Genomic DNA, 27,000 nt, shown 5'->3' with positions numbered 1-27,000 from the left:
AGTGTCTCTCACAAAACGCCTGCCGCGCCGCCGCGTCCGAAGGGGAGACGATCGGCGGCCGGGCGTTTCGTGAGGCCCTCTTACTCCGCCGCGTCGACGTAGAGCTTGCCGCCCTCCGCCAGAAACTCCTGCGACTTCGCCGCCATGCCGGCCTTCCGCTCCTCGTCGGAGAGGGGCTTGGCTTGGCCCAGCACCACGCCGGCCTCCTCCATGGCGAGCACGTCGGCGCGCAGATCCTGCGTGATCTTCATCGAGCAGAATTTCGGGCCGCACATCGAGCAGAAATGCGCGACCTTGTGCGCGTCCTTCGGCAGCGTCTCGTCGTGGAACGCACGCGCCGTGTCCGGATCGAGCGAGAGGTTGAACTGGTCCTCCCAGCGGAAGTCGAAACGGGCGCGGCTGAGGGCGTCGTCGCGCAGCTGCGCGGCCGGGTGGCCCTTGGCGAGGTCGGCGGCGTGCGCGGCGATCTTGTAGGTGATGACGCCGGTCTTCACGTCGTCGCGGTTCGGCAGGCCGAGATGTTCCTTCGGCGTGACGTAGCAGAGCATCGCCGTGCCGAACCATCCGATCATCGCCGCGCCGATGCCCGACGTGATGTGGTCGTAGCCCGGGGCGATATCGGTGGTCAGCGGGCCGAGCGTGTAGAACGGCGCCTCGCCGCACTCGCGCAGCTGCTTCTCCATGTTGACCTTGATCTTGTGCATCGGCACGTGGCCGGGGCCCTCGATCATGACTTGGCAGCCCTTGTCCCAGGCGATCTTGGTGAGTTCGCCCAGGGTCTCCAGCTCAGCGAACTGGGCCGCGTCGTTGGCATCCGCGATCGAGCCCGGACGCAGGCCGTCGCCCAGCGAGAACGACACGTCGTAGGCCCGCATGATGTCGCAGATCTCGTCGAACCGCTCGTAGAGGAACGATTCGCGGTGCCCGGCGAGGCACCAGCGCGCCATGATCGAGCCGCCGCGGCTGACGATGCCGGTGGTGCGCCGTGCGGTGAGCGGCACGTGGGCGAGCCGCACGCCGGCATGGATCGTGAAGTAGTCGATGCCCTGCTCGGCCTGCTCGATCAGGGTGTCCTTGAAGACTTCCCAATCGAGTTTCAGCGGGTCGCCGCCGACCTTCTCCAGCGCTTGGTAGATCGGCACGGTGCCGATCGGCACGGGCGCGTTGCGCACGATCCACGAGCGGATGTTGTGGATGTTGCGCCCCGTCGAGAGGTCCATGACCGTATCCGCGCCCCAGCGGATCGACCAGACCAGCTTCTCGACTTCCTCGGCAGCGGACGATGTCACCGCCGAGTTGCCGATATTGGCGTTGATCTTCACCAAAAAATTGCGGCCGATCGCCATCGGCTCGAGTTCGAGATGGTTGATGTTGGCCGGGATGATGGCGCGGCCCCGGGCCACCTCCTCGCGCACGAATTCCGGTGTGATGAAGGGCGGCACCGCCGCACCGAAATTCTGGCCGTCGGCGAGAGCGGCTTCCGCGCGCTCCAGCATCTGCTCGCGGCAGGCATTCTCGCGATGCGCGACGTAGATCATCTCTTCCGTGATGATCCCGGCGCGGGCGAACTCGTACTGCGTCACCATCTGGCCGGCTTCGGCTCGGCGGATCGTGCGCTCGGCGGGGCACGGGGCGACGAGCTTGTCGGCGGCCGCGAACCCGTTGTCCTCCGGTTTCACGTCACGGGGTTTGACCGCGGCGTAGCCGCGGCCGACGATCCAGGGCTCGCGCACCGGAGCCAGCCCCTTCTCGAGGTCGATGGCCGCATCCGTCTCGGTGTAGGGGCCCGACGGATCGTAGACCCGCACGGCCTCCTCCTTCGGATCGGAGAGGGCGATCTCCCGGTAGGGCACGCGGATGTCGGGGCGGCCGGGGGCCTGCGCGTAGACTTTTCGTGAGCCCTGGACCGGGCCGGTGGTGACGCTGGCAGGGCTGCCGCTGGGGAGATCTTTGGGACGGACGGGTGCGTTCATCGCTGTCGCTCCTGAAGTGGGAGACGACCCGTGGTCCCGACGATGGTGCGGATGGCCGATGCTGCTTCGAGCAGCGGCCACTGGTTCCCGTCCCTCCGCCGGTACGAGCCGGATCAGGTTCAAGGGTCAGGGCGCCAGCCCACTCTCAGCCCCCTTTCGGGGCCCCCCTCGGAACGATTCCAGCCTCTGCCTCGGCGCGATCCTTGTCAATGCATCGCCACGACGGGCCGATTCGGAGGAAACATTTTTCCGTTTCGGAAGGGGACGGCTGTCACGGCAGGGGCGCCGCTCGAAGCGGCGTGAGCCGCTTCGCGGCGCGAAGAGCGCCGCGCGGAGCGGGCCTCGGCTTTTGTTGAGGCGTCGAGCGGAGCGGAAGCCTGAGGCCGCGGAGGCGGCCGCCGGCGATTGAGGCCGAGATGGAATCAGGGAGAGCGCTTCAAGCGGTCGCCCTGTGTCACGGCGCGAAAGCTTGACCCGGTTCTGCGGATCCGAGCCATGCTTTCGACGAAAAACTCACCAATTGCGGCAGGAACTCCCCTTTGGCGACCGCGAGCCGCGGCTTGGGTGTGGATGACGCCCGGTCGGCGGGTGGCCATGCGCCCGCCTTTTCGCGACACACGATGGCGATGAGCACGATCATCCCTTTCCGCCGCCCTGCCCCCGCGAGACCGGCCCGCGCCGGTTGCGACGTGGCGGCCGTCGCGGGCGACCTTCTGGTCGTGCTGGATCAGCTCGAAGGGCTGGTGGCGCGGGCTGCCAACATGGACCGGCCGCGGATCGAGGTGGAGCGCAGCGTCCAGCACCTGCTCGACGCGATCAGCGCGGTCGAGCGTGCCTCGGATACGCTCGGCGAGGGCAGCAGCATCTCCGAGCCGGCCTGAAACGAGATTCAACGATCGCCATTCCGGGGCGCTGATCAGCGAACCAGGACCCGAAGGGGCGCGCCGGAGGCGTGCAATCCATGGCGGGCCTCGACGCGATGCATAAGCGGCGCATCACGGATGGATTCCGGGTTCCACTACGTGGCCCCGGAAGGACGACCTTGAGGGATTGGAGAGCGTCCGTTAGGGCTCTGCCTTGGAACTCACGCCCCGACGTGCAGCACGCTCGCCATGATCGTCCCGTAATGGCACGCGGTCGCGGCGAGCACGAAACCGTGCCAGATCGCGTTCTGGAACGGCAGGCTCCGCCAGACGTGGAACACCACGCCCACCGAGTAGAGCAGGCCGCCGATGGCGAGGAATCCGAGGGCTGACGGGGTGAGTCCCGAGATCACCGATTCGTAAGCGAGCACGCCGCTCCAGCCCAGCATCAGGTAGAGCACGATCGAGACCCGGTCCCAGCGGCCGGGCATCAGGATCTTGATGGCGATGCCGGCGAGCGCCACCGTCCAGATCAGGGCGAGCAGGATCCAGGCGACGGGACCCGAGCCCACCAGCGCCACCACCGGCGTGTAGGTGCCGGCGATCATCAGGTAGATGAAGGCGTGGTCGAGGCGGCGCAGGATCCACTTGCGCGGGCTCACCGGCCACATGTTGTAGGCGGCCGATGCACCGAGCATGGCCAGCATCGCGGCGGCATAGACCAGCAGAGAGGCCCGCTCGATCCAACCGAGATGCGTCAAAGTGGCGGTGGCGACCAAGCAGATCGCGCCGAGAATCCCGAGAACGAGACCTGCGATGTGGACCGCACCATCCGCCCGCAATTCGCCGGGCGTGTAGTTCCAGGTCAACGCGATCGGGCGTCCGTCCTCGGCCAGAAACATCCTCTGCTCCTGTGTTGGCGAGGTATCCAATTCTATCGTGCGGCGAGTCGTTCCATCGGCGAACTACCGAGCGCGTCGTCTTCCACCGAAATTGCCGCTGCGACGACTGGCATCCATCGATTGCGCCGCAAGATAAGCCGAATTTTATGCTGCGCCGCGGTCGGCCGCGGTGCTGTTTTCCAGCATCAGGACAGATGGCGACGGTTTCGTGACCCTGCCCAGCGAGCGAGGCAGGTTTCACGCCAATCGGATGGGACGATGCGGAGGTGTCTCAGATCCCGCGGCCGGCGAGCGTCTCCAGGCCGATCGGCACCGCCCCGGTGTCGGGCGCGGAGGCGGCAGGCACGCCCAGGCTGAGGCGGGCATGGACGGTCGCCATGATCAACACCGCCATGGCGAAGACCTGATGCGCGAGCCCGGCCCAGAGTGGCACCTGCAGGAGCAGGGTGAGGATGCCGAGGCCCATCTGCGCCAATGCCAGCGCCGCCACGCCCATCGCCCGGCCCGCGGCGCTGCCGGGCGCCGCACGGACGGCCTGGATCGCGTGGGCGATGGCCGCCAGCACGACGAGATAGGCGAAGAGGCGGTGGTTGAACTGCACCAGGGCGAGGTTGTCGATGAAGTTCTCGATGAAGGGCACCTTGTCGAACAGCACCCCGGCCGGTGGCACGAGGACGCCGTCCATGTCGGGCCAGGTGTTGTAGAGGAGGCCCGCCTTCGAGCCGGCGACGAGGCCGCCGAGCCAGATCTGGATCAGCACCAACACCGGCAGCAGGCCGGCGAAGAGCCGCATCGGCTCGGGCGCCGGGGCGAGCGCCCGGGCGCGGGTGCCGGCGGCGAGCCAGACGAGGCCGGCGAGGATCAGGCTCGCGGTGGTGAGGTGGAGGGCGAGCTTGAGCGGCGCCACCGCCGTCATGCCGGGCTGGAGCCCCGAGGCCACCATGATCCAGCCGATCGCGCCCTGAAGGCCGCCGAGCAGACCGAGGCCGAGCAGGCCGAGCAGGAGGCGGCGCCCGAGCATGCCGCGGGCCCAGAACCACGCGAAGGGCAGGAAGAACACGAGGCCGACGATCCGCCCGAGCAGGCGGTGCCCCCATTCCCACCAATAGAGCGTCTTGAAGCCGTCGAGTCCGATACCCTGGTTGAGGATGCGGTACTGCGGCGTGTCGCGGTACTTGTCGAACTCCACCGCCCAGTCGGCGGCGCTGAGCGGCGGGACCACGCCGGTTACCGGCCGCCACTCGGTGATCGAGAGGCCTGAACCGGTGAGCCGCGTCGCGCCGCCGATAGCGACCATCGCCACCACGAGCACGGCCAGCAGATAGAGCCACGCGCGCACCGCGCCGTGTCCGGGGCGGTACGAGGCCGCCGGAACGGCGTCGAAGCGATCGAGGTGCGGGTTTGTCGACAGTCTCATGGTCTCGCGCGTCAGGTCCGGCGGCCGGGAACGTTCGGCTGTGGCTTACGGGAAGCGGGGGCCAGCGCGCAACGCGGCCTATGACGCAGGTCGGGCGCTCGCGCGACGCGATCCTTGCTTCCTGCCGGCCTCAAACGCCGGCGCCCGCCTCCGCAGGCTCAGGCTATCGCTCCGCTCGACGCCTCATCGGAGCCGCGGCCCGCTTCGCGTGGCGCTCTTCGTGCCGCGAAGCCGTTCACGCGACTTCGAGTGATTGCCGCGTGTCGCAGGCTCTCCGCATTGCGGCGCCCGGACAGGACCGGTACGACCCGTTTCGGCGCCCGGACCGGCGCGCCGTCCCGACGCGAGAGATCGAAGGCCCCCATGCGCCGCCGCACGCGCACCCTGCTCGGAACCTTCGGGATCCTGGCCTTCGTGATCGTCTACGCGCCGCTCGCCATGGCGCTTGCCGACAGCCGTATCTCCGAAACCCATCCGGCGGTGCAGACGGTGATCTACTCGATCCTCGGCATCGCCTGGATCTTCCCGCTGATGCCGCTGATCCGCTGGATGGATCGGGCGGACGATTAGAGATTCGGACGCGGTCGAACACAGGGGGCCCCTTTTTTCGCCGCACTCCCTGGCGAGAAGGCGGGACGTCCTACGCTCAAGGTTCGTCTCCGAAGGTCGCCCGCTGCCCATGCGCCCCTCCCCGCGCCGTCCCGCGCTTTCGTTCCGACCGCACCTCCTCGCCGCCTCGCTCGTGATGCTCGCCGCGCCGGTCGTCGCGCACAATGCCGCAGCTCAGGGGACGCCGCGCTCGATGGCGGAATGCGAGCGGCTGAAGAACGACCTCGCCTACAACCAGTGCCTCGCCATGTTCGGCCCGCCGGCCCGGAACGTCGCGAGCGGCGGCGGCTACGTCAGCGGCAGCGGCAGTGACGCGGCCTCCAGCACCTCATCGGTCGCCTCGACTGCGACGATCCCCGGCATTCCCTCGATCGAGGAGCCCGATGTCGAGCCGGTGCGTCGCCGGGGGCGGCGCTCCGGCCGCCGCGGCCGGGCCGTCGCCAGCTTCGATGTCGGCAGCGCCGATGCCGGGGCGGCGGAGTCGGAGGGCGGCTCGACGCGCTCGCGCCGTAGCCGTCGTTGACGGTGGTCCTTCCCTCTACGCCACGTTGAGCCGCCGCCCGCGGTTCCAGGCCAGGAAGGGCACGCCGGAGAGTAGGCTCGCCAGCGCCGCCTCGCTCTGGTGCAGCCCGTTCACCGAGACCCGCGGCAGGGCGTGGCAATGGTTCGCGTGCTCGGTGAACAGGTGGCCCGGCCGGGTCGTCACCGCGGTGGCGAAGCCGAGTCTTTTTGCCGTTTCGAACTCTCTCGTCCCGGCCGAAGTCGGGTCTCCGACGGGATAGGACAGGTGGCGCACCGGGCGGTTCAGCTCGGCCTCGATCCGCGTCCGGCTCTCAGCGATCTCCCGCTCCGCGAAGGTGGCCTCGTGCTTGGCGAGCATCGGGTGCGAGAGCGTATGCGCGCCGATGGTGATGGCCGGGTCGTGGGCGAGGTCGCGTAGCGCGTCCCACGTGAGGCAGAGTTCGCGGGCAAGGCCGCCGGGATCGAACCCGGCCGCGCGGCACAGGCGCGCGATTTCTTCCAGCAGCACCGCCTCCGGTCCAGCGCGGAGCATCCGGTAAACCGTCTCGAACGTAGCCGTCTTCTCCGCATCGGTGCGAGCCGGGAGAACGAGACCGGAGCCGAGCCGCACCGTATCGAGCCGGGCAATCGCCCGCTCCAGCTCGACCCACCACAGCCGTCCGCGTCCCTCGGCGAAGTCGCTCGTCACGAACAGCGTCCAGGGCGCGCCGTGCCGGGCCAGGACGGGCCGGGCGTGCTCGACATTGTCGCGGTAGCCATCGTCGAAGGTCAGCACGGCGAAGGGGCGCCCGCCCACCGGAGACGCGAGCCGCTCTGGGACTTGGTCGAGGCTGATGAGTTCGAAGCCGCGGGCGGCCAGCCCCGTCAGCGCCCGGTCGAGGAAGGCGGGGGTGATCGACAGGAGGGCGTTCGGCGCGAAACCCGGCACCGGCTCGGGGCGCACGTGGTGGAAGGTGAGGACCACGCCGCGCCCGCGGGTGGCGGGGGCGAGCCAGCGGTCGGCGCCCGTGGCGGTGATGGCCCGAAAGCCGGCGCGGAACAGGCGGTGTCGGGTGCGGGGCGACAGCATGGCGCGTCAAGGCTCGAAGCACCGGACGGTCCCGGCATCGCCTTAAGCCTAGAGGCGGACGCAAAAAGCTTTCGTTACCCATCCCCGTAGATCGGGCACCCGCGTCAACCGGCGCTTGAGGACGAGGCAGGCAGGATCGCGCCGATATTTCGCGCAGCCTGCGGGTGACGGGCGCAGGCGCCGGGGACAATGGGCATGGTGGCTCTCGCTGAGGAACTGGGGCAGACCGCGCGTGCGGCGGCGCGCGGCCGTGGCGGCCTCACCGCCGAGGTTTTTTCCGACCTCGTCGCGGTCGAGGGGCTGTGGCGGGAGCTTGAGACCGATCCTGCGGTCCTGATGACCCCCTACCAACGCTTCGACTGGGTGGCGGCCTTTCTCGGCGCCGGGATCGATGCGGGTGAGGCGGCGCGCATCCTCGTGCTCCGCGACGCGCTCGGGCGAGCGCGGGTGCTGATCCCGCTCACCGTCGGGCGCCGCGGCCCCTTGCGGGTCGCGCGGGTGATCGGCGATCGGCATGCCAATTTCCACATGCCTCTCTTCGCCTCCCGCGAGGCGGCGGCGATGCCGGCCGAGGATCTGACCGCGGCGCTGGTCGAGGCCGGGCGAGCGGCGGGCATCGACGTCTTCATGTTCCGCAACCAGCCGCGCTTCTGGGACGGAACCCCGAACCCGTTGGCCGGGGGCGGCCTGCCCGCCCCGAGCGACGCCTACGGCATGCTGCTCGGGCCCGACGCCGAGGCCACCCTGCGCCGGGTCTTCAGCGGCGATACCCGCAAGAAGCTGCGGGCCAAGGAGCGCAAGCTCGTGGAGTTCCTCGGATCCGTCGAGCACCGCGTCGCCGGGACGCCTGAGGCGGCGGCCGAGATCCAGGCGGCGTTCTACGCGCAGAAGGCCGCGCGCTTCGCCGATCTCGGCGTCGCCGACCCCTATGCGGACGAGGCGATCCGCCGCTTCGTCGCCGCCGCGACCGCGCCGGGTGCGGCGGGCGGCACCCCGGCGATCGAGGTCCACGCCCTGGTGGCGAGCGAGAGCGGGCGCATCCTGGCGACCTTCGGCGGCGCGGTGGACGGCGCCCGCTTCTGCGGGATGTGGACCTCCTTCGACACCGACCCCGAACTCGGCCGGTTCAGCCCCGGCGAGATCCTGCTGCACCGGCTGGTCGGCGATCAGGCCGCACGGGGCCGCAGGGCGCTCGACCTCGGCGTCGGGGAGGCGGGCTACAAGGCCAAGACCTGCGACGAGACCATCGAACTCGTGGAGCAGACCGTGCCGGTAAGCCCGGCGAGCCACGCGCTCGCGCTCGCCTCACGGCTCGCGGTGCGGCTCAAGCACCGGATCAAGCGCTCGCCGCGGCTCTGGGCGGCGGCCCGGAGCCTGCGACGGCTGCGGCGGTCCGTGGCCGGAGCCTGACGCGATCAGTAGCCGCGGTTGATGATGGAGGGCAGCGAGGGCTGCGTGTAGGCGCGGTTCACGTCCCGGCGGGTCTGGGTGCCGTTGGTGTCGGACGACTGGCGGTAGTTGCTGGTCTCGAAGGCGGAGGACAGGCCGGGGCCGCCGGAATCGGTGCTGTTGCAGGCCGACAGCCCGCAGGCGAGAACGGCGGCGAGGACAAGGAGCGTGGGGCGCATCGGGACTTCCTGTCGAGGGCGGGGCAGCCCCGCGGGTCGGATGCAAGGCGTGCCGCGCCCCGCCATCCCTCGGCAAGGGAAAAGTCACGGCGCGGGAGCGTCCGTGTGCGATCCCGCGCCAGGTGTGACCTATTCGGCGTGCCCTATTCGGCCGCCGCTTTGAGGTAGCGGGTCGGATCGTAGTTGAGGATCGGCCCGAGCCAGCGCTCGACCTCGGCGATGTCCATGCCCTTGCGGAGCGCATAGTCCTCGACCTGGTCGCGCTCGACCTTGGCGACGCCGAAGTAATGCGCCTCCGGATGGGCGAGGTAGAGGCCCGAGACCGAGGAGCCCGGCCACATGGCATAGGACTCGGTCAGCTTCACGCCGATGCGGCTCTCCGCCTTGAGCAGATCGAACAACTGAACCTTCTCGGTGTGGTCGGGCTGGGCCGGGTAGCCCGGCGCCGGCCGGATGCCGTCGTACTTCTCGTGCACCAGCTCGTCGGGCGTGTAGCTCTCGTCGGGCGCGTAGCCCCAGAACTCCCGGCGGACGCGCTCGTGCATCCGCTCGGCGAAGGCTTCGGCGATGCGGTCGGCGAGCGCCTTGACCAGGATCGAGCGGTAATCGTCGTTCGCCCGCTCGAAGCGCTCGGCGATGCGCACCTCTTCCAGCCCCGCGGTGACGACGAAGGCGCCGACATAGTCGGCGATGCCGGTCTCGGCCGGCGCCACGAAGTCGGAGATGCAGGTATTGGCCCGCCCGTCGCGCTTCGAGAGCTGCTGGCGCAGGCCGTGGAAGGTCGCGAGCGTCTCCTGCCGGCTCTCGCCGGTATAGAGCCGGATGTCGTCGCCGATGCTGTTGGCCGGCCAGAAGCCGATCACCGCCTTCGGGTTGAACCAGCGCTCCTCCACGATCTGCTTCAGCATCACCTGCGCGTCCTCGAACAGGGCGCGCGCCGCCGGGCCCTGCTCGGGATCGTCGAGGATCGCCGGGTAGCGGCCCTTGAACTCGTAGGTCTGCAGGAACGGCGTCCAGTCGATGTAGGGGACGAGATCCGCCACCTCGTAGGAGCCGTAGACGCGGGTGCCGGTGAAGCTGGGCTTCTTCGGAGCGTAGCCCGACCAGTCCACCTTGAAGGCGTTGGCGCGCGCCTTGGCGAGCGGCAGGCGCTGCTTGTCGGCTTCCGAGCGGCGGTGGGCGTCTGCGACCTTGGCGTACTCGGCCCGCACCCGCTCGATGGTGGAGCCGCGGCTCTCCTTCGAGATCAGGCTCGACACCACGCCGACGGCGCGGCTCGCATCGGTGACGTAGACCGCCTGACCCTTGGCGTAGGCCGGGTGGATCTTCACCGCCGTGTGGACGCGGCTGGTGGTGGCGCCGCCGATCAGCAGCGGCATCTCCATGCCCTCGCGCTCCATCTCGGCGGCCACATGGACCATCTCGTCGAGCGACGGCGTGATGAGCCCGGAGAGGCCGACGATGTCGACATTCTCGCGCTTGGCCGTCTCGAGGATCTTGGCGGCCGGCACCATTACGCCGAGATCGATGATCTCGTAGTTGTTGCAGGCGAGCACGACGCCGACGATGTTCTTGCCGATGTCGTGGACGTCGCCCTTCACGGTCGCCATCAGCACCTTGCCGGCGGCCTGACGCCGGCCGTCGCCACCGTTGGCCCGCTTCTCCTCCTCCATGAAGGGTTCGAGGTAGGCCACGGCCTGCTTCATCACGCGGGCGGACTTCACGACCTGGGGCAGGAACATCTTGCCCGATCCGAACAGGTCGCCGACCACGTTCATGCCGGCCATCAGCGGGCCCTCGATGACGTGGAGCGGGCGCTCGGCCTCTTTGCGCGCCTCCTCGGTGTCGGCGACGATGTACTCGGTGATGCCGTTGACCAGCGCGTGCTCGATGCGCTTCGCGACCGGGGCTTCACGCCACGTGAGATCGGCGGTCTTGGCCTGGGCCGAGGCGCCGGTCTTGAAGCGCTCGGCGGCTTCCAGCAGGCGCTCGGTGGAATCCTCGCGCCGGTTGAGGACGACGTCCTCGCAGAGTTCGCGCAGCTCCGCCGGGATCTCGTCGTAGACCGCGAGCTGGCCCGCGTTGACGATGCCCATGTCCATGCCCGCCTTGATGCAGTGGAACAGGAACACCGCATGCATCGCCTCGCGCACCGGCTCGTTGCCGCGGAAGGCGAAGGACAGGTTCGAGACACCGCCGGAGATGTGGGCGTGGGGCAACGTCTCGCGGATCGTGCGGGTCGCCTCGATGAAGGCGACGCCGTAGGGGTTGTGCTCCTCGATGCCGGTGGCGACGGCGAAGATGTTGGGGTCGAAGATGATGTCTTCCGGCGGGAAACCGACCTGCTCGGTGAGGATCTTGTAGGCCTTGGTGCAGATCTCGACCTTGCGCTCGTAGGAATCGGCCTGGCCCTGCTCGTCGAAGGCCATGACGACCACCGCCGCACCGTAGGAGCGGCAGATCTTGGCGGCCTCGATGAACTTCTCCTCGCCCTCCTTCATGGAGATCGAGTTCACGATCGGCTTGCCCTGGATGCATTTCAGGCCGGCCTCGATCACCTCGAACTTCGAGGAATCGACCATCACCGGCACGCGGGCGATGTCCGGCTCGGCGGCGACGAGGTTGAGGAACTCGACCATCGCCTTCTGCGAGTCGAGCAGGCCCTCGTCCATGTTGACGTCGATCACCTGGGCGCCGGCCGCGACCTGATCGCGGGCGACATCGAGCGCGGCGGCGTAGTCGCCGTTGGTGATGAGCTTGCGGAATTTTGCCGATCCGGTGACGTTGGTGCGCTCACCCACGTTCACGAAGGGGATCTCCTTCGTGAGGACGAAGGGCTCCAGGCCCGACAGCCGCATCAGGCGCGGGATCTCGGGGATTTTTCGCGGGGCCTTGTCGGCGACGGCCTCCGCGATGGCGCGGATGTGGTCCGGCGTGGTGCCGCAGCAGCCGCCGACCATGTTGACGAGACCGCTCTCAGCGAACTCGCCGACGAGCTTGCCCATCGCCTCCGGGCTCTCGTCATAGAGGCCGAACTCGTTGGGCAGGCCGGCATTCGGGTAGGCGCAGACCAGCGTGTCGCAGATGCGAGACAGTTCGGCGATGTGCCCACGCATCTCCTTGGCGCCGAGCGCGCAGTTGAGGCCGAAGGTCAGCGGGCTCGAATGGCGCAGCGAGTTCCAGAACGCGCCCGGCGTCTGGCCCGACAGGGTCCGGCCGGAGAGGTCGGTGATCGTGCCGGAGATCTGGATCGGCAGGCGGATGCCGGTCTCGTCGAAGACCTGCCACGCGGCGGCGATGGCCGCCTTGGCGTTCAGCGTGTCGAAGATCGTCTCGATCAGGATGAGTTCGGCTCCGCCGTCGATCAGGCCGCGGACCTGCTCGACATAGGCTTGCTTCACTTGGTCAAAAGTGACGGCGCGATAGCCGGGATTGTTCACGTCCGGCGAGATCGACAGCGTGCGATTGGTCGGGCCGATGGCGCCGGCGACGAAGCGGCGGCGACCGTCCTTCTCCTCGGCAAGCTTGGCGGCCTCCCGGGCGAGCCTTGCGCCTTCGGCGTTCAGCTCGTGGATGATCGACTCCATGCCGTAATCGGCCTGGGCGATCGTGGTGCCGGAGAACGTGTTCGTCTCGCAGACGTCGGCGCCGGCGAGGAAGTAGTCGAGGTGGATCTGCCGGATCGCGTCGGGCTGCGTCAGGATCAGGAGGTCGTTGTTGCCCTTCTGATCGTGCCCGTGATCCTTGAAGCGGTCCCCGCGAAAATCCTCTTCCGTGAACTTCAGGCGCTGGATCACCGTGCCCATCGCTCCATCGAGGACGAGGATCTTTTCCGAGGCGCGCTGGCGCAGCGCGCGCTCGATCTCGGTGCCGTCGACGGGGGGGAAGGTGATCATCGGGTCTCTCGGGCAATCGGCATGAGCATCGGCGGAGCCGATGGCATCCGCTCGATGGGGAACTGTCAGCAGTTTCAGGAGCGCGATTCGAGCGACGCGAGCCGTCTCTCGATGATCTCCAGACGTTCTTCGACTTCGGCTGCGGCGTAGCGCCCGAGCACGGACTCGCCGTTGATGGCCTCTCTCATGTTCGCAAGCCGGCCTTCGATCCGCTCAAGCCGCTCGTTCACCGACGTGAACTGGCGCTCGTTGCTTCGGCCGAGATCTTTGATCTCGGCACGCATCTCCCGCAGAAGCGGCAGCATCATGTCTTGCGGATCGGCCACGGCTGATTCTCCTGAAGTCAGCCTTGATTTAAGCTGCCGCCTTCGCCGCCGCCACCTTCGCCGGCGCCTGGGAGCGCAGGCCGAGAAGATGGCAGATGGCGTAGACGAGATCCGAGCGATTCATCGAGTAGAAGTGGAAGTCCTCCACGCCCTCGTCGACGAGGTCGAGCACCTGCTCGGCGGCGACGGCCGCCGCGACGAGACGGCGGGTCTCCACGTCGTTGTCGAGGCCCTCGAAGCGGGCGGCCAGCCAGTAGGGCACCGAGGCGCCCGTGCGGCGGGCGAAATTGGCCGCCTGCTTGAAGTTCTGCACCGGCAGGATGCCCGGGATGATCGGGATGTCGATGCCGGCCGCGCGCACCTTGTCGCGGTAGCGCAGATAAATCTCGTTATCGAAGAAGAATTGGGTGATCGCCTGATCGGCCCCCGCATCGACCTTCGCCTTCAGGGCGTCGATGTCGGCGTCGAGCGAGGCGGCCTCCGGGTGCTTCTCCGGGTAAGCCGAAACCGAGACCTTGAAGTCGCCGATCCGCTTGATGCCGGCCACGAGGTCGGAGGTCTGTGCGTAGCCGCCGGGATGCGGCCGGTAGCTGTAGCCGACGCCCTCGGCCGGGTCACCGCGCAGGGCCACGATGTGGCGCACGCCCGCATCCCAGTAGGACTGCACCACCGCGTCGATCTCCTCGCGCGTGGCGTTCACGCAGGTGAGGTGGGCGGCGGGCTTGAGGCTGGTCTCGCGCACCATGCGCGCCACGGTGTTGTGGGTGCGCTCGCGGGTGGATCCGCCGGCGCCGTAGGTCACCGAGACGAATTTCGGCTGAAGCGGGGCGAGGCGCTCGATCGAGGACCAGAGGATCTTCTCCATCTCCTCGGTCTTGGGCGGGAAGAACTCGATCGAGACGCGGATCGGGCGGAAGCCGTCGCGGCTGGCGCGGTGCCGGGAATCGCTGGGCATCTGTCGTCCCTTTCTTGGATGATCGTGTCGTGCGGTGCTGCGGCTCAGGCCACGGCGCGTTCGGGAACAGCCGTCTCGATTCCGGCGGAAGCGTCGTGCGCCAGCCAGAGTGTGACGGTGAGAGGCAACTCGGTGCCGTCCTCGGGGGCGAGGTCGCGGCTCTCCACGTCGCAGAGGCCGGCCTGGACGAGCCAGCCCGCGACCTGATCGGCACTGAAGCCGAGGCGGCGATGGGCTTGGCTCTCGCGCAGTTGCTCAAGGTTGTGCGGCGCAAAGTCGACCACAAGGAGGCGTCCGCCCGGCGCGACGAGGCGGGTCGCCTCGCGGAGCGCCCGAGCCGGATCGTCGAGGTAGTGCAGCACTTGGTGCAGCACCACGAGGTCGAACCCGCCGCGCCCGAAGGGCGGCGCGTGCAGGTCGCCCTGGCGCAGATCGACCCGCGACAGGCCGAGCCGTTCGAGGTTCGCGCGGGCGACCGAGAGCATGGCGTGGCTCGAATCGAGCCCGGTGGCGCGGCCGGCGAGCGGCGCCAGCAGGCCGAGCATCTTGCCGGTGCCGGTGCCGAGATCGACCACGTGGCGGATCGGCCGATCCCCGAGCACGTCGAGCACTGCTGCCTCGACAGCAGCCTCGGGCACGTGCAGCGAGCGCAGGCCGTCCCATTTGGGAGCGAGCCGAGCGAAGAAGGCCTGGGCGGCGTCCGCGCGTTGCGCCCGCACCGATTCGAGCCGGGCGCGGTCCTCGGAGAGCGGAGGGGCGGCGTGTTCGAGCGCTGCGATCAGCGGCTCGACGAAACCGATGGCCGTCTCGCGCAGTCGGAAGAACGCCCAGGCACCCTCGCGATGGCGCTCGATCAGGCCGGATTCCACGAGAAGCTTGAGGTGGCGCGAGATGCGCGGCTGCGACTGGCCGAGGATGTCGGTGAGGTCGGAGACCGACAGCTCGCCCTCGGCGAGCAGGGCGAGAATGCGCAGCCGCGTTTCCTCCGCCGCCGCCCGCAGCACGGCGAGCGCCTCGGCGAAGGGCACCGGAACCGGGTTGTTACTGAGACCGCTCTCGCTAGACATAAAGATATCTTTATGTGCGCATCGGGTTCGGCGCAAGAGGTTTTCGAGCGCGCTTCGCCGTCATGGCAACGGCGGCTACTGATAGGCCTTCTTCAGGTCGACGGAGCAGCGGACGCCGACTTCGGCGTAACCCGTGTCGAGCCAAGCCTTGGCCGCGCTGCGGCCCTTGTCGCGCAGTCGCTCGATGACGCGCCAGCGGGCGTCGAGGCGCGTGGATGCGGCGTAGTCATCGAGTTCGTCGGTGCCGTCGATGCGGTGGAGGAAGACCCGCTCAAGGCCTGGAACCTCATGTCCGCCCTCCTCGATCAGGCCGTGCACGAAGTCGATGGCGCGCAATTCTCGCATCAGGTTGGCGTTGAAGGTGATCTCGTTGAGCCGGTCCTGGATGTCGCGAGGCGAGCGCGGCGTCTCGCGGCGTTCGACCGGGTTGATCTGCACGAGCAGGATGTCGCGGGTGCTCGCCCCGTGCAGCGGGTAGAGAGCCGGATTGCCGAGATAGCCGCCATCCCAATAGGGCACGCCCTCGATCTCGACCGCCTGGAACATTGTGGGCAGACAGGCCGAGGCCATGAGATGGTCGGCCGTGAGGCGCTCACGCTCGAACACGGCGAGCTTGCCGGTCCAGACATTGGTGGCGGAGACGAACACATTGGCGGTCTCGGCCTCGCGCAGGCGGTCGAAATCGACCGTGCGCTCCAGCGCCCCGCGCAGCGGATTGATGTTGAGCGGATTGGCCGTGTAGGGGCCGGGATTGAGCACCTTCAGCCACGCTTCGATGAAGGGGTTGCCCTTCCAGACATGGAAGAGGCCGTCGATCCAGCTCTGCTGCGCAGGCTTCAGGTCGGCATCCAGACTCGCCTCGCGCCAGAATCTCTCGAGCGCCGCCCGCGCCCCGTCGGGTCCACCCGCGAGCCAGCCGTCGACGAGGACGACGGCGTTCATCGCCCCCGCGCTCGCGCCCGTCACCGCCTCGAAGGCGACGCGGCCGTCCTCGATCAACGCGTCGAGCACGCCCCAGGTGAAGGCGCCGTGCGAGCCGCCGCCCTGAAGCGCGAGCGAGACCGCCTTCTCCGCTCGTGGTCCGGCCAGTCCCCGGAAGCGGCTTCCGACCCGCGTCGAATCCGCGATCGGATCGGGTACGGCGGTCGCCGGATTGTGAGCGTCGTCGTGCGGCGCGTCCGGCCGATCGGTCTCGGCGGCCTGCTCGGGGAGGGAGACGTCCATCGTGCCTCGCACGGCTGTTGCGATGCACCCATAGATGGTGCGTTGCGATAAAAAGGCTCGTGCGGTCCTTTGCCTCGCGGACGGCCGATGCCATATGAGGTCAAGCGCGTGGCTGCGCCGACATCCCTGCATCCCGACGGCGCACGCTCGACATCTGGCTCGGGATGCGACATGGAAGCGGCCTTGTATCGAGGCATGCTGCGCATCCGTTCGCGCGGGCGCGGCGGCAGGTCGCGGATCGCACCGGATTCGGATAAGATCATGCCCGCGCCTGCGGGACGCCGAACGCCGGCACGCGCGGACGACAGTTGACCCGCGAAGGCACGATGGAAGTCATGGAAGCTCCCGACGCCCTGGCAAACCCGCTCGACTCCCGGAGCCCGAGCAAGAGGGGACCGGAGATCGCCGGGCCGGCACCACGCCACCGCACGGTCGGCGTGCAGATCGGCCAGGGTGAAGGCGCGGTCACCGTCGGCGGTGGCGCCCCGATCGTCGTGCAGTCGATGACCAACACCGACACGGCCGATATCGACGGCACCGTGGCCCAGGTCGCGCAACTCGCCCGCGCCGGCTCGGAGCTCGTGCGCATCACCGTCGATCGCGACGAGGCGGCGGCGGCCGTGCCGAAGATCCGCGAGCGGCTCGACCGCATTGGCGTGCATGTGCCGCTGGTGGGCGACTTCCACTATATCGGCCACAAGCTCCTGTCCGACCATCCGGCCTGCGCCGAGGCGCTCGCCAAGTACCGGATCAATCCGGGCAATGTCGGCTTCAAGGAGAAGAAGGACACGCAGTTCTCGACCATCGTCGAGCAGGCGATCAAGTACGGCAAGACCGTGCGCATCGGCGCGAACTGGGGTTCGCTCGACGGCGAGCTGCTGACGCACCTGATGGACGAGAACGCCCGCTCGCCCGCGCCGATCGATGCCCGCGCGGTGATGCGCGAGGCGATGGTGCAGTCGGCCCTGACCTCGGCCGACCGGGCCGTGGCGCTGGGGCTTCCGAAGGACCGCATCATCCTGTCCGCGAAGGTCTCGGCGGTGCAGGATCTGATCGCGGTCTACCGCGAGGTGGCGCGCCGGTCCGACTACGCGATCCATCTCGGCCTCACCGAGGCCGGCATGGGCTCGAAGGGCATCGTCGCGGCGTCCGCCGCCATCGGCGTGCTGCTGCAGGAGGGGATCGGCGACACGATCCGCTACTCGCTGACGCCCGAGCCCGGCGGCGACCGCACGGTCGAGGTCAAGGCGGCGCAGGAACTCCTGCAGACCATGGGCTTTCGCACCTTCGTGCCGCTGGTCGCAGCCTGCCCCGGCTGCGGACGCACCACCTCGACGACCTTCCAGGAACTGGCCCGCGACATTCAGAACTGGATCTCCACCTCCATGCCGGAGTGGAAGAAGACCTATCCGGGTGTCGAAGGCCTCAACGTCGCGGTGATGGGCTGCATCGTCAACGGTCCCGGCGAGTCGAAGCATGCCGATATCGGCATCTCGCTGCCCGGCACCGGCGAGAGTCCGAGCGCCCCGGTCTTCATCGACGGCAAGAAGGCGATGACCCTGCGCGGCGCGACGCTCGCCAAGGATTTCGAGGCAATCGTGATCGACTACATCGAGCGCCGCTTCGGCCAGGGCAAGCGCGACGCCGCCGAGTGAGCGTCTGTCTCGAGACGGCCGCTTCCATTGCTCGCTTGGGTGATGGAAGCGGCCGTCTTTCTATTTCGGGTCGGGGTGTCCGTTCCGCTCCTCGCCCCGCCTTCTCGGCCGTCGCGATGTCCGGTCCGCGCCCAGCAAGCCGAACCCGCCCTGCCCGGCCCCCGGCGAGCCGGCTCGTCGCGGCCCGATGTTCGTTTCGGCGTACTCGATCCGCACCACCGACGCATTTCCTTCATGCGCCTCCGCCACATTCGGTCGGATGGCGCACGAGCCCAGGCAAGCCTGCCCGATGACCCAGCCTGCCAGCCCAAGCGCCGCGAGTCCAAGCGCTGCGAACTCAAGCGCTGCGAACCCGCCGGCCGCTGTTGCCGCCGACCGCCCGGCCCCCGGTGAAGGAGGGCCGGTCGCGGCTTCAGCGGGAGCGCACGATCCCTCCGACGCGGCGGCCGAAGGGCACGCCAAGTCGGGTTTCTGGGCGCTCACCATCGGTTCCGTCGGCGTGGTCTATGGCGATATCGGCACGAGCCCGCTCTACGCCTTCCGCGAAGCGCTGGCCCCCTCGCGTACCGACGGCATCCTGCTGGCCGAGGAGGTCATCGGCACCGCCTCGCTCATCATCTGGGCGCTGCTTCTGATCGTCACGATCAAGTACGTCGCGATCCTGCTGCGAATGGACAACAACGGCGAGGGCGGCATCCTCTCGCTCATGGCCCAAGCCCGCCACGCGCTCGGCGGCTCCAAGATCGTGTTCATGCTGGGCCTGCTCGGCGCCTCGCTGTTCTACGGCGATTCCGTCATCACCCCGGCGATTTCGGTGCTCTCGGCGGTGGAGGGCCTCAAGCTCGTCACACCGGCCTTCAGCGACTACGTCCTGCCGATCACGGTGGCGATCATCCTCGGCCTGTTCGCGGTCCAGAGCCACGGCACGGCGCGGGTCGCGACCTTCTTCGGGCCGGCCATGGTGGTGTGGTTCCTGGCCATGGCGGCGGCGGCACTCCCGCACATCGCCGGCAATCCCGGCGTGCTCGCCGCCTTCAATCCCTGGTATGCGGTGCATTACCTCCTCGGCCACGGCACCGGCGCGCTGGTGGCGCTCGGCGCAGTGTTCCTGGCGGTGACCGGGGCAGAGGCCCTGTTCGCCGATCTCGGCCATTTCGGGCGCCGGCCGATCCAGGTGGCGTGGCTCGGTCTCGTCGCGCCCTGCCTCGTCCTGAACTATCTCGGCCAGACCGCTCTCGTTCTGGCCAAGCCCGAGACGACGGACCCGTTCTACCAGCTCGTGCCGGAATGGGGCCTGATCCCCATGGTGATCCTGGCGACCATCGCCACCGTGACGGCGAGCCAAGCGGTCATCACTGGTGCCTTCTCCCTGTCCCGGCAGGCGATCCAGCTCGGCATGTTGCCGCGCATGGAGATCCGCCACACGTCCGAGGCGCATTCGGGCCAGATCTACCTGCCGCAGATCAACACCCTGCTCGCCCTCGGCGTGGTGATCCTGGCGATCACCTTCCGCTCCTCCTCGGCGCTGGCCTCCGCCTACGGCATCGCCGTGACGGGGACGATGCTGCTCACCGCCAGCATGGCCTACGTGGTGCTGTGGAAGGTCGTGCGGTTCTCGCCGCTGGTCTCGGCGGCGATCATCATGCCCTTCATCGTGCTCGAGTTCCTCTTCCTGCTCTCGAACCTCCTGAAGCTGCACGAGGGCGGCTACGTACCGCTGATGCTGGCCGGCGGCCTGATGCTGATGATGTGGACCTGGGTGCGGGGCGTCACGATTCTCTTCAACAAGACCCGCAAGACCGACGTGCCGCTGATCGAGCTCGTCGGCATGTTGGAGAAGAGCACCTCCTACCAACGGGTGAAGGGCACGGCAGTCTTTCTCACCAGCGATCCCGAGATCGCGCCGGCCGCGCTCCTGCACAACATGAAGCACAACAAGGTGATCCACGAGAAGAACGTGGTGCTCACCGTCGAGACCATGGACCGGCCCCGCGCGACGCAGGGAGAGCGGGTGCGGATCGAGCCGGTGGGCTTCGGCTTCTATCGGGTGGTGATGCGCTTCGGCTTCATGGAGACGCCCAACATCCCGCGCACCCTGACCCTGCTCAAGCGTGAGGGCTTCAAGTTCGACATCATGTCGACCTCGTTCTTCCTGTCACGCCGCTCGATCCGTCCGGCCGCCCATTCCGGCATGCCGCTGTGGCAGGACCGGATCTTCATCACGCTGGCCAAGAACGCCAACGACGCCACCGACTTCTTCCAGATCCCGACCGGCCGCGTCGTCGAGGTCGGCACGCAGGTGACGGTGTAGAGCGCCTGCCGACCAAGCGGAGGCTGGTTCGGCGTAAGAACGCGCGTTGACACAAAGATTTAGAGAGGCCGGTTGGATGCAATCAGGTCGGCCTCTCTAGCATCCGGCGCCAGGACCGAGACCGGGATCATCGAACGGACTTACTGACCAAGACGCCAACGAAGAGTTGCGCGAAGTCCTGTGGCTGGCTCGCTACAGCAGGGTGATTTGCGCGCGACTATCTTGCGTCCGCGCACACCGTCTCGTACGGCTGATCTTGCGAAAAACAAGCAACAACAACAGTTTAGCATAATTCCAAACAACCGGTTGGCGCCGTCCCGCGTGTTTCGCGGAGGCTGTCGGCTGTGCGGGACAGATGGGGGCAGGAGTATGGGGTCGGTTCGCACTCTCGTCGGCGTCCGCGCCCTGCGGACGATGGCGCTGGCAGGCGCCTCACTGTTCGCTCTCACCGCGGGCGCCGCAGCGCAGCAGGCGACCGCGCGCCTCGACGAGCTGTCCGTCGAGGGCAGCGGCCGCGGCGCCGGCGCCACCGGCGGCCAGACGGCCCAGCGCGGCGCGGATGGCCGCGCGGCGCCCGAGGATCCGCGCGGCCCCGTGGCAGGCTACGTCGCCACCCGCTCGGTTACCGCGACCAAGACCAACACACCCCTGATCGAGACGCCCCAAGCGATCACCGTCATCGGCCGCGAGCAGATCGATGCGCAGGGCGCCCAGACGCTGACCCAGGCGACGCAATACACCGCCGGCATCTATTCCGGTGTCTACGGCGCCGACGAGCGCGTCGATTTCTTCACCCTGCGCGGCTTCGTGGCGAGCGACTACGGGATCTACAAGGACGGCCTGCAACTCCTCAATTACGGCTTCGGCACGCTCAAGACCGAGACCTTCGGGCTGGAGCGCATCGAGGTGCTGCGCGGTCCGGCTGCCGTGCTGTTCGGCGCGGGCAATCCCGGCGGCATCGTCAACCAGATCACCAAGCGACCGACGCTTGCGCCCTTCGGCTATGTCGAGATCGCCGGCGGCTCGTTCGGGCAGGTCTACGGTGCCTTCGATGTCGGCGGCCCGACCGACGAGTCGGGCCACCTGTTCTATCGCCTGACCGGCATCGGCCGGCAGGGCGGCACCCAGGTCGACGGGGCCGATTCCGATCGTGCCTACATCGCTCCCGCCTTCACGTGGCGGCCGGATGCGGGCACCACCTTCACGGTGCTGACGAGCTACCAGCGCGATTCCACCGCGGTCACCGCGAACTTCCTGCCCTATGCCGGCACCGTGCGCCCCAACGCGAGCGGCCTGCGCATCGACCGCTCCCTCAACGTCGGCGATCCGCGCATCAACAGCTTCCAGCGCGAGCAGGTCTTCGCCGGTTACGAGTTCGAGCACGCGGTCGACGACGTGTGGACCGTGCGCCAGAACTTCCGCTACTCGTTCTCGGACGCGAAGCAGAACTCGTATATCGGCCAGCTCGGCTACGCCGACCTGCCGCAGACGCAGCTCGCCCGCTACCAGTTCCAGTACAGCGACAAGGTCAGCCTGTTCCAGGTCGACAACCAGGCGGAGGCCCGCTTCTCCGACGGACTCGTCGCCCATGACGTGCTGTTCGGCATCGACTACAAGAACTACTCGCTCTACGACAATCAGGCCTCGCTCTTCCCCGGACCGAACCTGAGCATCCTGAACCCGCTGTACGGGCAGGTCGTCGGCCGGCCCCTGCCCTATCAGGTCGATGTCAACAGCTTCCGGCAGCTCGGCTTCTACGCCCAGGACCAGATCAAGCTCACCGACCGGCTCAGCCTGATCGGCGGCCTGCGCTACGACATCGCCGACAGCGACGTCTTCAAGAAGCTCGCGCCGGCGACCAGCACGTCCCGCACCGACACGGCGCTCACCGGCCGCATCGCGCTGCTCTACAACTTCGATCCCGGCATCGCGCCCTACGTCGCCTATTCGACCTCGTTTCAGCCGCAGATCGGCGTCGATGCCATCACCGGCGCCTCGCTCGTGCCGGATCGCGGCGAGCAGATCGAGGTCGGCGTGAAGATCGAGCCGGTCGGGGAGCGCTTCTCCCTCAACATCGCCGCCTTCGACCTCGTGCGCGACAACCCGCCCTTCCCGGTCGTCCTCGGCTTCGGCGCGACGCAACTTGGCACCGTGCGCTCCCGCGGCATCGAGGGGCAGTTCGTCGCCAGCCTCGCGGAAGGGCTGAACGTCGTCGCGGCCGTGACCCACTACGACCTCGAATACACCCGGGTTCGCAACCAGGATCTCGCCGACCTCGTCGGCAAGACACCGACCAACGTGCCGGAGACCTTCGCCTCGGTCTTCGCCGATTACACGATCCCGTTCGGCGACTGGCGCGGCTTCGGCTTCGGCGGCGGCGTGCGCTATGTCGGGCGTTCCTACGCCGACCAGCTCAACAATCTGAAAGTACCGGACTACGTCCTGTTCGACGCGACCGTACATTACAACTGGGAGCGCTGGCGCATGGCGATCACCGCCGCCAATCTCGGCGACCGGCGCTTCGTCACCTCGTGCCAGTCGGCCAATTCCTGCTTCTACGGCGAGGCCCGCCGCGTGCTGGCGAGCGTGAGCTACCGCTGGTGAGCCTCGGGGTGGCACGTCGCCCCGTATGAGACACGAATCGCCGCAGGGCCCGTCCGCGGCCCGGCAGTACCTTGGAGGCGGCGGGCGGCCGGGCTATCTCGGTTTCTCTTAAGCGGATCATGAGAATCCGTGCTTCGAGGAACGCTCAACCCGCCATGATCGCTCGTCCCCTCATCGCCGCCCTCGTGATCGGCGGCCTCGTCCGGCCTGCCGCCGCGCAGGAAACCGCCCCGCCGCCCGCTTCTCCGGCCACGCAGGAACCATCGAAGGAGGCGGCGCTGCCGCGGCCGATCCGCAACGCGCCGAGCCCGCGGGCGCTGGAATTCGCCGCCTACATCTTCTCGGCGGTCAATGTCTGCGGCTATCGCCTCAACACGTCGGAGTTCGAGGCGCTGCTCGCCAAGCAGAACACGCGGCCCGAGGATGTCAGCCCCCGTGGGCCCTTCGGCAATCGGGTGATGGGCATCTTCACCCTGATGTCCAACCAGATGAACCTCAACCGCGAGCAGGCCTGCCTCGCGGTGGCCGGCGAGTACGGGCCGGAAGGGAACGTGGTGAAGAACGTCCTGCTGCCGCCGGGCTCCGACGAGCCGCCCGCCGAACCTGCACCCAAGCCGGCGCGGCCATAGACCCAACCCGGGGCAGCCATAGCGATCCCGGCCGAGCGAGAGCGGGGACAGAGGAGCGATAGGTGATGGGAATCGCGCTCCACCCCTCCATCGTCGGCCAGCCGCCTCGGCTCGCCTCCTTGCTCCGGGCGCTGGCGCACCGCGCCGCAGCGCACGAAAAGGTCTGGATCACCACGCCGGGCGCCATCGCCCGCCACGTCCCGGGTCTGACAGCCGTCTGATCGGCGCGCAGCGAAGTCGGCGGCTCCCCGTTCCCGCGAAATGCTGTAGAGGGACGGGCGATACCCGCGTCCGACGCTTCCCGCTGGCCCTGGCCCCATGTCCGCAATCGCCCCCGCAACCGACCCCGTGCTTCGCCCTCAGCCGCGCCCCGGCGTGCTCGCCATCGAAGCCTATGTGCCCGGCAAGAGCGCCGCGCCGGGCGTGGCGAAGATCCACAAGCTCTCCTCCAACGAGACGCCGCTCGGCCCGAGCCCGCGGGCGGTCGAGGCGTTGCGCGCGGAGGCCGCGACGCTGGCCCTTTATCCCGACGGCAGCGCTACCCGTCTGCGCACGGCGATCGGCGCCCGCTACGGGCTCGATCCGGCTCGAATCGTCTGCGGCGCGGGCTCGGACGAGTTGCTGACCCTGCTGGCGCTCGCCTTCGTCGGGCCGGGCGACGAGGGCATCTTCTGCGAGCACGGTTTCCTCGTCTATCGCATCGCGATCCTGACCGCGGGCGGCACCCCGGTGGTGGCACCGGAGACGAACCTGACGGCGGATGTCGACGCGATCCTCGCCACGGTGACGCCGCGCACCCGGATCGTCTATCTCGCCAATCCCAACAATCCGACCGGCACCTACCTGCCGTTCGAGGAGGTCCGCCGCCTCCATGCCGGCCTGCCCGGCAACGTGCTGCTGGTGCTCGACGGGGCCTATGCCGAGTATGTGCGCGCCAACGACTATACCGCCGGCCTCGAACTGGCGCTCGAGGCGCCGAACGTCGTGATGACGCGCACCTTCTCGAAGATCCACGGGCTGGCGGCGCAGCGCATCGGCTGGATGGTCGGGTCCGAGACCGTGGTCGATGCGGTCAACCGCATCCGCGGGCCTTTCAATCTCTCGGCGGGCGGCATCGCCGCCGGCGCGGCGGCGATCGCCGATGAGGCCCATGTCGCGGCGGCGGTCGCCCACAACGACGAATGGCTCGCCTGGCTCACCCGCGCGATCGAGGAGCTGGGGCTGACCGTGACGCCGAGTGTCGGCAACTTCCTGCTCGTCCACTTCTCCGACGCGCCCGGCCGTACCGCCGCAGAGGCCGACGCGCACCTGACGCGCGCCGGCGTGATCGTGCGGCGCGTCTCCTCCTACGGCCTGCCCAACGCCCTGCGGGTGACCGTCGGCAGCGAGGAGGCCAACCGCGCCTTCGTGGACGCCCTCACCGACTTCCTGGGAACGCAGCGGTCGTGATCGAGGGGGTGGATCGCCTCGCCATCGTCGGCCTCGGCCTGATCGGCTCCTCGATCGCCCGCGGCGCCCGGACCTACGGCCTTGCCCGCGAGATCGTGGCGGTCGACCGCGATGCCGGCGTGATCGAGCGGGTGAAGGCACTGGGGCTGGCCGAGGCGGCGAGCACCGAGGCATCGGCGGTCGCCGGGGCCGACCTCGTCATCCTCTGCGTGCCGGTGGGCGCCATCGGCGAAGTGGCGGCGGCGATCGCGCCGCACCTGAAGCCCGGTGCCGTCGTCTCCGATGTCGGCTCGGTGAAGGCGGCGGTGGTGACCGCCGTGACGCCGCATCTTCGCGAAACGAATCCGTTCGTGCCAGCGCACCCGGTGGCGGGCACAGAGTATTCGGGACCGGATTCGGGCTTTGCCACCCTGTTCTCGAACCGCTGGTGCATCCTGACACCGCCGGAGGGGACCGACCCCACGGCGATCGAGCGGGTGCAGGGCCTCTGGCAGGGATTGGGCGCCATCGTCGAGACCATGACGCCCGAGCACCACGACCTCGTGCTCGCCATCACCAGCCACGTGCCGCACCTGATCGCCTACAACATCGTCGGCACAGCGGCCGACCTCGAAGCCGTGACGCAGTCGGAGGTTATCAAGTTCTCCGCCGGCGGCTTTCGCGATTTCACCCGCATCGCCGCCTCCGACCCGACCATGTGGCGCGACATCTTCCTAACCAACCGCGACGCGGTGCTGGAGATGCTCGGGCGCTTCAACGAGGATCTGTCGGCTCTGTCGCGGGCGATCCGCTGGGGCGACGGGGAGGCCCTGCACGACCTGTTCACCCGCACCCGCGCAATCCGCCGCGGCATCGTTGCCATGGGGCAGGAGACGACCGAGCCGGATTTCGGCCGCGCCCGCAACGCGGCGGCGCCCGCGGACAAGCCGAACTGAAGGAGAAAGCGCCGGAGATGCGGACATTCGCCATTGTTGCCGTCGTCGAGGGCGCGGCGCCCGACCTGTTCGAGTGGCTCGCCTTCCACCGGGCCGTCGGCGTGCGCCACTTCGTGATCTACGACAACGGCCTCGACAGCGAGGCGGCCACGCTCCTGAAGGCGCATGAGGCGATCGGCGTCACCACCCTGCCCTGCCCGACGCGCATCGACACCACGCCGCGTTTCGCGGCCATCAACCATTTCCTCGCCTCGCGGGCGCGGCTGTTTCGCTTCGCCGCCTTCCTCGGGCTCGACGAATTGCTGGTGCCGGCGCCCGGCCGCTCGATCCAGGACTGGATCGCCCGTATCCCGCCGCATGCCGGCGCGGTGATGGTCAACCGGCGCGTCTTCGACACCGCGGAACCTGACGGAAACCCCTCCGGGCTCCTGCTGAGCCGCTTCCCCCGCAGCCTCGCCGACACGGAATGCGAGGAGAATCGCGTCGTCACGGCGATCTACCGGCAGGGCGCCGTGGCCGCGATCACCGATGCGAATCTGGCGGCCCTAGTGCAGGGCGAGCGGCTGATGAGCGATTTCAGCCCTGCCGAGCCGGACCCGGAGCGGCCCGACGCTGTGCTCGGCGTGCGGCACGGCGAGATCCGGCTCAACCACTATCCCCGCCCCTCCCAGGATGCCTCTGCGAAGGGGACGCAGGCGGAAACCGAGCCGTGCTTGCGGACGCAGAGCTGGATCGGGCCGACCCTGGACGAGATGCGCCACTTCCTGGCCTACGCGGAGACCGTCGTGCCGGCCGAGGCCCTACGGCTGCGGACGCGGGCCGGCGCCGTGCCGGAATTGGCGCAGCCGGTCTCGCCGCGGGAGCACCGTCTCTGGCGGCTGCGCCACCTGCACCGGCCGCGCGTCGAGGCCGCCGGACGCTTCGTCCGGCGTAAGATCTTCAGGGCGCCGCGCCCCTGGTAACGTG

The 27,000-nt window shown here is 68.6% G+C and carries 23 protein-coding genes and 1 riboswitch; of the genes, 12 read left to right on the top strand and 11 right to left on the bottom strand.

The features are described 5' to 3' along the window. Positions 1-80: 80 nt before the first annotated feature. Together thiC and FHU13_RS03605 are read right to left on the bottom strand one after the other, a co-directional pair. Positions 81-1,973, bottom strand: coding sequence for a phosphomethylpyrimidine synthase ThiC (gene thiC / locus FHU13_RS03610; RefSeq protein WP_183434487.1), 1,893 nt, complete (start codon positions 1,971-1,973; stop codon positions 81-83). A 73-nt stretch (positions 1,974-2,046) separates the two neighbouring features. Beyond that, positions 2,047-2,152, bottom strand: a riboswitch (TPP riboswitch). Between the two features lie 275 nt (positions 2,153-2,427). After that, complete coding sequence (locus tag FHU13_RS03605) at positions 2,428-2,613, bottom strand: hypothetical protein (protein ID WP_183434486.1); 186 nt, start codon at positions 2,611-2,613, stop codon at positions 2,428-2,430. On the opposite strand from FHU13_RS03605, the gene FHU13_RS03600 reads away from it, so the two are divergent. Continuing rightward, entirely contained in the window at positions 2,594-2,854 is a 261-nt protein-coding gene (locus FHU13_RS03600; protein ID WP_183434485.1) for a hypothetical protein, read from the top strand. The genes FHU13_RS03605 and FHU13_RS03600 overlap by 20 nt on opposite strands. 203 nt (positions 2,855-3,057) lie before the next feature. Here the strand turns inward: FHU13_RS03600 and trhA are convergent, their stop codons facing one another. Then, complete coding sequence (gene trhA / locus FHU13_RS03595) at positions 3,058-3,738, bottom strand: PAQR family membrane homeostasis protein TrhA (protein WP_183434484.1); 681 nt, start codon at positions 3,736-3,738, stop codon at positions 3,058-3,060. A 271-nt stretch (positions 3,739-4,009) separates the two neighbouring features. Continuing rightward, on the bottom strand, positions 4,010-5,155 hold the full coding sequence (locus tag FHU13_RS03590) for a COX15/CtaA family protein (protein WP_183434483.1): 1,146 nt from the start codon (positions 5,153-5,155) through the stop codon (positions 4,010-4,012). Between the two features lie 363 nt (positions 5,156-5,518). On the opposite strand from FHU13_RS03590, the gene FHU13_RS03585 reads away from it, so the two are divergent. After that, positions 5,519-5,725 (top strand): DUF2842 domain-containing protein, encoded by a 207-nt coding sequence (locus FHU13_RS03585; protein ID WP_012453544.1) that lies wholly within the window; start codon positions 5,519-5,521, stop codon positions 5,723-5,725. A 109-nt stretch (positions 5,726-5,834) separates the two neighbouring features. Continuing rightward, complete coding sequence (locus FHU13_RS03580; protein ID WP_183434482.1) at positions 5,835-6,287, top strand: hypothetical protein; 453 nt, start codon at positions 5,835-5,837, stop codon at positions 6,285-6,287. 15 nt (positions 6,288-6,302) lie between these two features. Here FHU13_RS03580 and FHU13_RS03575 read toward each other — a convergent pair whose 3' ends face one another. Continuing rightward, entirely contained in the window at positions 6,303-7,355 is a 1,053-nt protein-coding gene (locus tag FHU13_RS03575) for a polysaccharide deacetylase family protein (RefSeq protein ID WP_183434481.1), read from the bottom strand. A 195-nt stretch (positions 7,356-7,550) separates the two neighbouring features. Here FHU13_RS03575 and FHU13_RS03570 point away from each other — a divergent pair, with 195 nt between their 5' ends. Then, a complete protein-coding gene (locus FHU13_RS03570) occupies positions 7,551-8,765 on the top strand; it encodes a GNAT family N-acetyltransferase (protein ID WP_183434480.1) in 1,215 nt (404 codons plus the stop codon). 5 nt (positions 8,766-8,770) lie between these two features. Here FHU13_RS03570 and FHU13_RS03565 read toward each other — a convergent pair whose 3' ends face one another. The 6 genes from FHU13_RS03565 to FHU13_RS03540 all read right to left on the bottom strand — a co-directional run bounded on the left by FHU13_RS03565 (position 8,771) and on the right by FHU13_RS03540 (position 16,451). After that, positions 8,771-8,983 (bottom strand): hypothetical protein, encoded by a 213-nt coding sequence (locus FHU13_RS03565; protein WP_183434479.1) that lies wholly within the window; start codon positions 8,981-8,983, stop codon positions 8,771-8,773. Positions 8,984-9,126: 143 nt separating this feature from the next. Next, complete coding sequence (metH, locus tag FHU13_RS03560) at positions 9,127-12,879, bottom strand: methionine synthase (protein WP_183434478.1); 3,753 nt, start codon at positions 12,877-12,879, stop codon at positions 9,127-9,129. 74 nt (positions 12,880-12,953) lie between these two features. Beyond that, a complete protein-coding gene (locus FHU13_RS03555; protein WP_183434477.1) occupies positions 12,954-13,205 on the bottom strand; it encodes a hypothetical protein in 252 nt (83 codons plus the stop codon). A 28-nt stretch (positions 13,206-13,233) separates the two neighbouring features. Beyond that, a complete protein-coding gene (metF, locus tag FHU13_RS03550) occupies positions 13,234-14,160 on the bottom strand; it encodes a methylenetetrahydrofolate reductase [NAD(P)H] (RefSeq protein ID WP_183434476.1) in 927 nt (308 codons plus the stop codon). A gap of 44 nt (positions 14,161-14,204) precedes the next feature. After that, complete coding sequence (locus tag FHU13_RS03545) at positions 14,205-15,227, bottom strand: ArsR/SmtB family transcription factor (RefSeq protein ID WP_183434475.1); 1,023 nt, start codon at positions 15,225-15,227, stop codon at positions 14,205-14,207. Positions 15,228-15,302: 75 nt separating this feature from the next. Further along, the gene (locus FHU13_RS03540) at positions 15,303-16,451 is read right to left on the bottom strand and encodes a patatin-like phospholipase family protein (protein ID WP_183434474.1); all 1,149 of its coding nucleotides are present in this window, start codon (positions 16,449-16,451) and stop codon (positions 15,303-15,305) included. A 326-nt stretch (positions 16,452-16,777) separates the two neighbouring features. Here FHU13_RS03540 and ispG point away from each other — a divergent pair, with 326 nt between their 5' ends. The 8 genes from ispG to FHU13_RS03500 all read left to right on the top strand — a co-directional run bounded on the left by ispG (position 16,778) and on the right by FHU13_RS03500 (position 26,996). Next, a complete protein-coding gene (gene ispG / locus FHU13_RS03535) occupies positions 16,778-18,106 on the top strand; it encodes a flavodoxin-dependent (E)-4-hydroxy-3-methylbut-2-enyl-diphosphate synthase (RefSeq protein WP_409518471.1) in 1,329 nt (442 codons plus the stop codon). A gap of 289 nt (positions 18,107-18,395) precedes the next feature. Then, a complete protein-coding gene (locus tag FHU13_RS03530) occupies positions 18,396-20,417 on the top strand; it encodes a potassium transporter Kup (protein WP_183434472.1) in 2,022 nt (673 codons plus the stop codon). A 369-nt stretch (positions 20,418-20,786) separates the two neighbouring features. Then, positions 20,787-23,021: a TonB-dependent siderophore receptor gene (locus tag FHU13_RS03525; protein ID WP_183434471.1), complete on the top strand. Its 2,235-nt coding sequence runs from the start codon at positions 20,787-20,789 to the stop codon at positions 23,019-23,021. A 155-nt stretch (positions 23,022-23,176) separates the two neighbouring features. After that, positions 23,177-23,650, top strand: coding sequence for a hypothetical protein (locus FHU13_RS03520; RefSeq protein WP_183434470.1), 474 nt, complete (start codon positions 23,177-23,179; stop codon positions 23,648-23,650). A gap of 65 nt (positions 23,651-23,715) precedes the next feature. After that, on the top strand, positions 23,716-23,871 hold the full coding sequence (locus tag FHU13_RS03515) for a hypothetical protein (RefSeq protein ID WP_183434469.1): 156 nt from the start codon (positions 23,716-23,718) through the stop codon (positions 23,869-23,871). Between the two features lie 97 nt (positions 23,872-23,968). Next, a complete protein-coding gene (gene hisC / locus FHU13_RS03510; RefSeq protein ID WP_183434468.1) occupies positions 23,969-25,099 on the top strand; it encodes a histidinol-phosphate transaminase in 1,131 nt (376 codons plus the stop codon). After that, the gene (locus tag FHU13_RS03505) at positions 25,096-26,034 is read left to right on the top strand and encodes a prephenate/arogenate dehydrogenase family protein (protein WP_183434467.1); all 939 of its coding nucleotides are present in this window, start codon (positions 25,096-25,098) and stop codon (positions 26,032-26,034) included. The genes hisC and FHU13_RS03505 overlap by 4 nt, the downstream gene beginning before the upstream one ends. 17 nt (positions 26,035-26,051) lie before the next feature. Continuing rightward, positions 26,052-26,996, top strand: coding sequence for a glycosyltransferase family 2 protein (locus FHU13_RS03500; RefSeq protein WP_183434466.1), 945 nt, complete (start codon positions 26,052-26,054; stop codon positions 26,994-26,996). Positions 26,997-27,000 lie beyond the last annotated feature (4 nt).

The organism is Methylobacterium sp. R2-1, assembly GCF_014191355.1.
Taxonomy (GTDB): Bacteria; Pseudomonadota; Alphaproteobacteria; order Rhizobiales; family Beijerinckiaceae; genus Methylobacterium.
Note: the sequence above shows the minus strand (reverse complement) of the source record. Positions and strands in the feature narration are given on the sequence as shown.

What these genes read in the sequence shown, in the direction of transcription:
- hisC (WP_183434468.1), top strand. Translation starts at nt 23,969, where the DNA reads ATGTCCGCAATCGCCCCCGCAACCGACCCCGTGCTTCGCCCTCAGCCG.
- FHU13_RS03520 (WP_183434470.1), top strand. Translation starts at nt 23,177, where the DNA reads ATGATCGCTCGTCCCCTCATCGCCGCCCTCGTGATCGGCGGCCTCGTC.
- FHU13_RS03605 (WP_183434486.1), bottom strand. Translation starts at nt 2,613, where the DNA reads ATGATCGTGCTCATCGCCATCGTGTGTCGCGAAAAGGCGGGCGCATGG.
- FHU13_RS03575 (WP_183434481.1), bottom strand. Translation starts at nt 7,355, where the DNA reads ATGCTGTCGCCCCGCACCCGACACCGCCTGTTCCGCGCCGGCTTTCGG.
- thiC (WP_183434487.1), bottom strand. Translation starts at nt 1,973, where the DNA reads ATGAACGCACCCGTCCGTCCCAAAGATCTCCCCAGCGGCAGCCCTGCC.
- FHU13_RS03590 (WP_183434483.1), bottom strand. Translation starts at nt 5,155, where the DNA reads ATGAGACTGTCGACAAACCCGCACCTCGATCGCTTCGACGCCGTTCCG.
- FHU13_RS03525 (WP_183434471.1), top strand. Translation starts at nt 20,787, where the DNA reads ATGGGGTCGGTTCGCACTCTCGTCGGCGTCCGCGCCCTGCGGACGATG.
- metH (WP_183434478.1), bottom strand. Translation starts at nt 12,879, where the DNA reads ATGATCACCTTCCCCCCCGTCGACGGCACCGAGATCGAGCGCGCGCTG.
- FHU13_RS03580 (WP_183434482.1), top strand. Translation starts at nt 5,835, where the DNA reads ATGCGCCCCTCCCCGCGCCGTCCCGCGCTTTCGTTCCGACCGCACCTC.
- FHU13_RS03545 (WP_183434475.1), bottom strand. Translation starts at nt 15,227, where the DNA reads ATGTCTAGCGAGAGCGGTCTCAGTAACAACCCGGTTCCGGTGCCCTTC.
- FHU13_RS03530 (WP_183434472.1), top strand. Translation starts at nt 18,396, where the DNA reads ATGACCCAGCCTGCCAGCCCAAGCGCCGCGAGTCCAAGCGCTGCGAAC.
- metF (WP_183434476.1), bottom strand. Translation starts at nt 14,160, where the DNA reads ATGCCCAGCGATTCCCGGCACCGCGCCAGCCGCGACGGCTTCCGCCCG.
- FHU13_RS03600 (WP_183434485.1), top strand. Translation starts at nt 2,594, where the DNA reads ATGGCGATGAGCACGATCATCCCTTTCCGCCGCCCTGCCCCCGCGAGA.
- FHU13_RS03515 (WP_183434469.1), top strand. Translation starts at nt 23,716, where the DNA reads ATGGGAATCGCGCTCCACCCCTCCATCGTCGGCCAGCCGCCTCGGCTC.
- FHU13_RS03585 (WP_012453544.1), top strand. Translation starts at nt 5,519, where the DNA reads ATGCGCCGCCGCACGCGCACCCTGCTCGGAACCTTCGGGATCCTGGCC.
- FHU13_RS03500 (WP_183434466.1), top strand. Translation starts at nt 26,052, where the DNA reads ATGCGGACATTCGCCATTGTTGCCGTCGTCGAGGGCGCGGCGCCCGAC.
- trhA (WP_183434484.1), bottom strand. Translation starts at nt 3,738, where the DNA reads ATGTTTCTGGCCGAGGACGGACGCCCGATCGCGTTGACCTGGAACTAC.
- FHU13_RS03540 (WP_183434474.1), bottom strand. Translation starts at nt 16,451, where the DNA reads ATGGACGTCTCCCTCCCCGAGCAGGCCGCCGAGACCGATCGGCCGGAC.
- FHU13_RS03565 (WP_183434479.1), bottom strand. Translation starts at nt 8,983, where the DNA reads ATGCGCCCCACGCTCCTTGTCCTCGCCGCCGTTCTCGCCTGCGGGCTG.
- FHU13_RS03570 (WP_183434480.1), top strand. Translation starts at nt 7,551, where the DNA reads ATGGTGGCTCTCGCTGAGGAACTGGGGCAGACCGCGCGTGCGGCGGCG.
- ispG (WP_409518471.1), top strand. Translation starts at nt 16,778, where the DNA reads ATGGAAGTCATGGAAGCTCCCGACGCCCTGGCAAACCCGCTCGACTCC.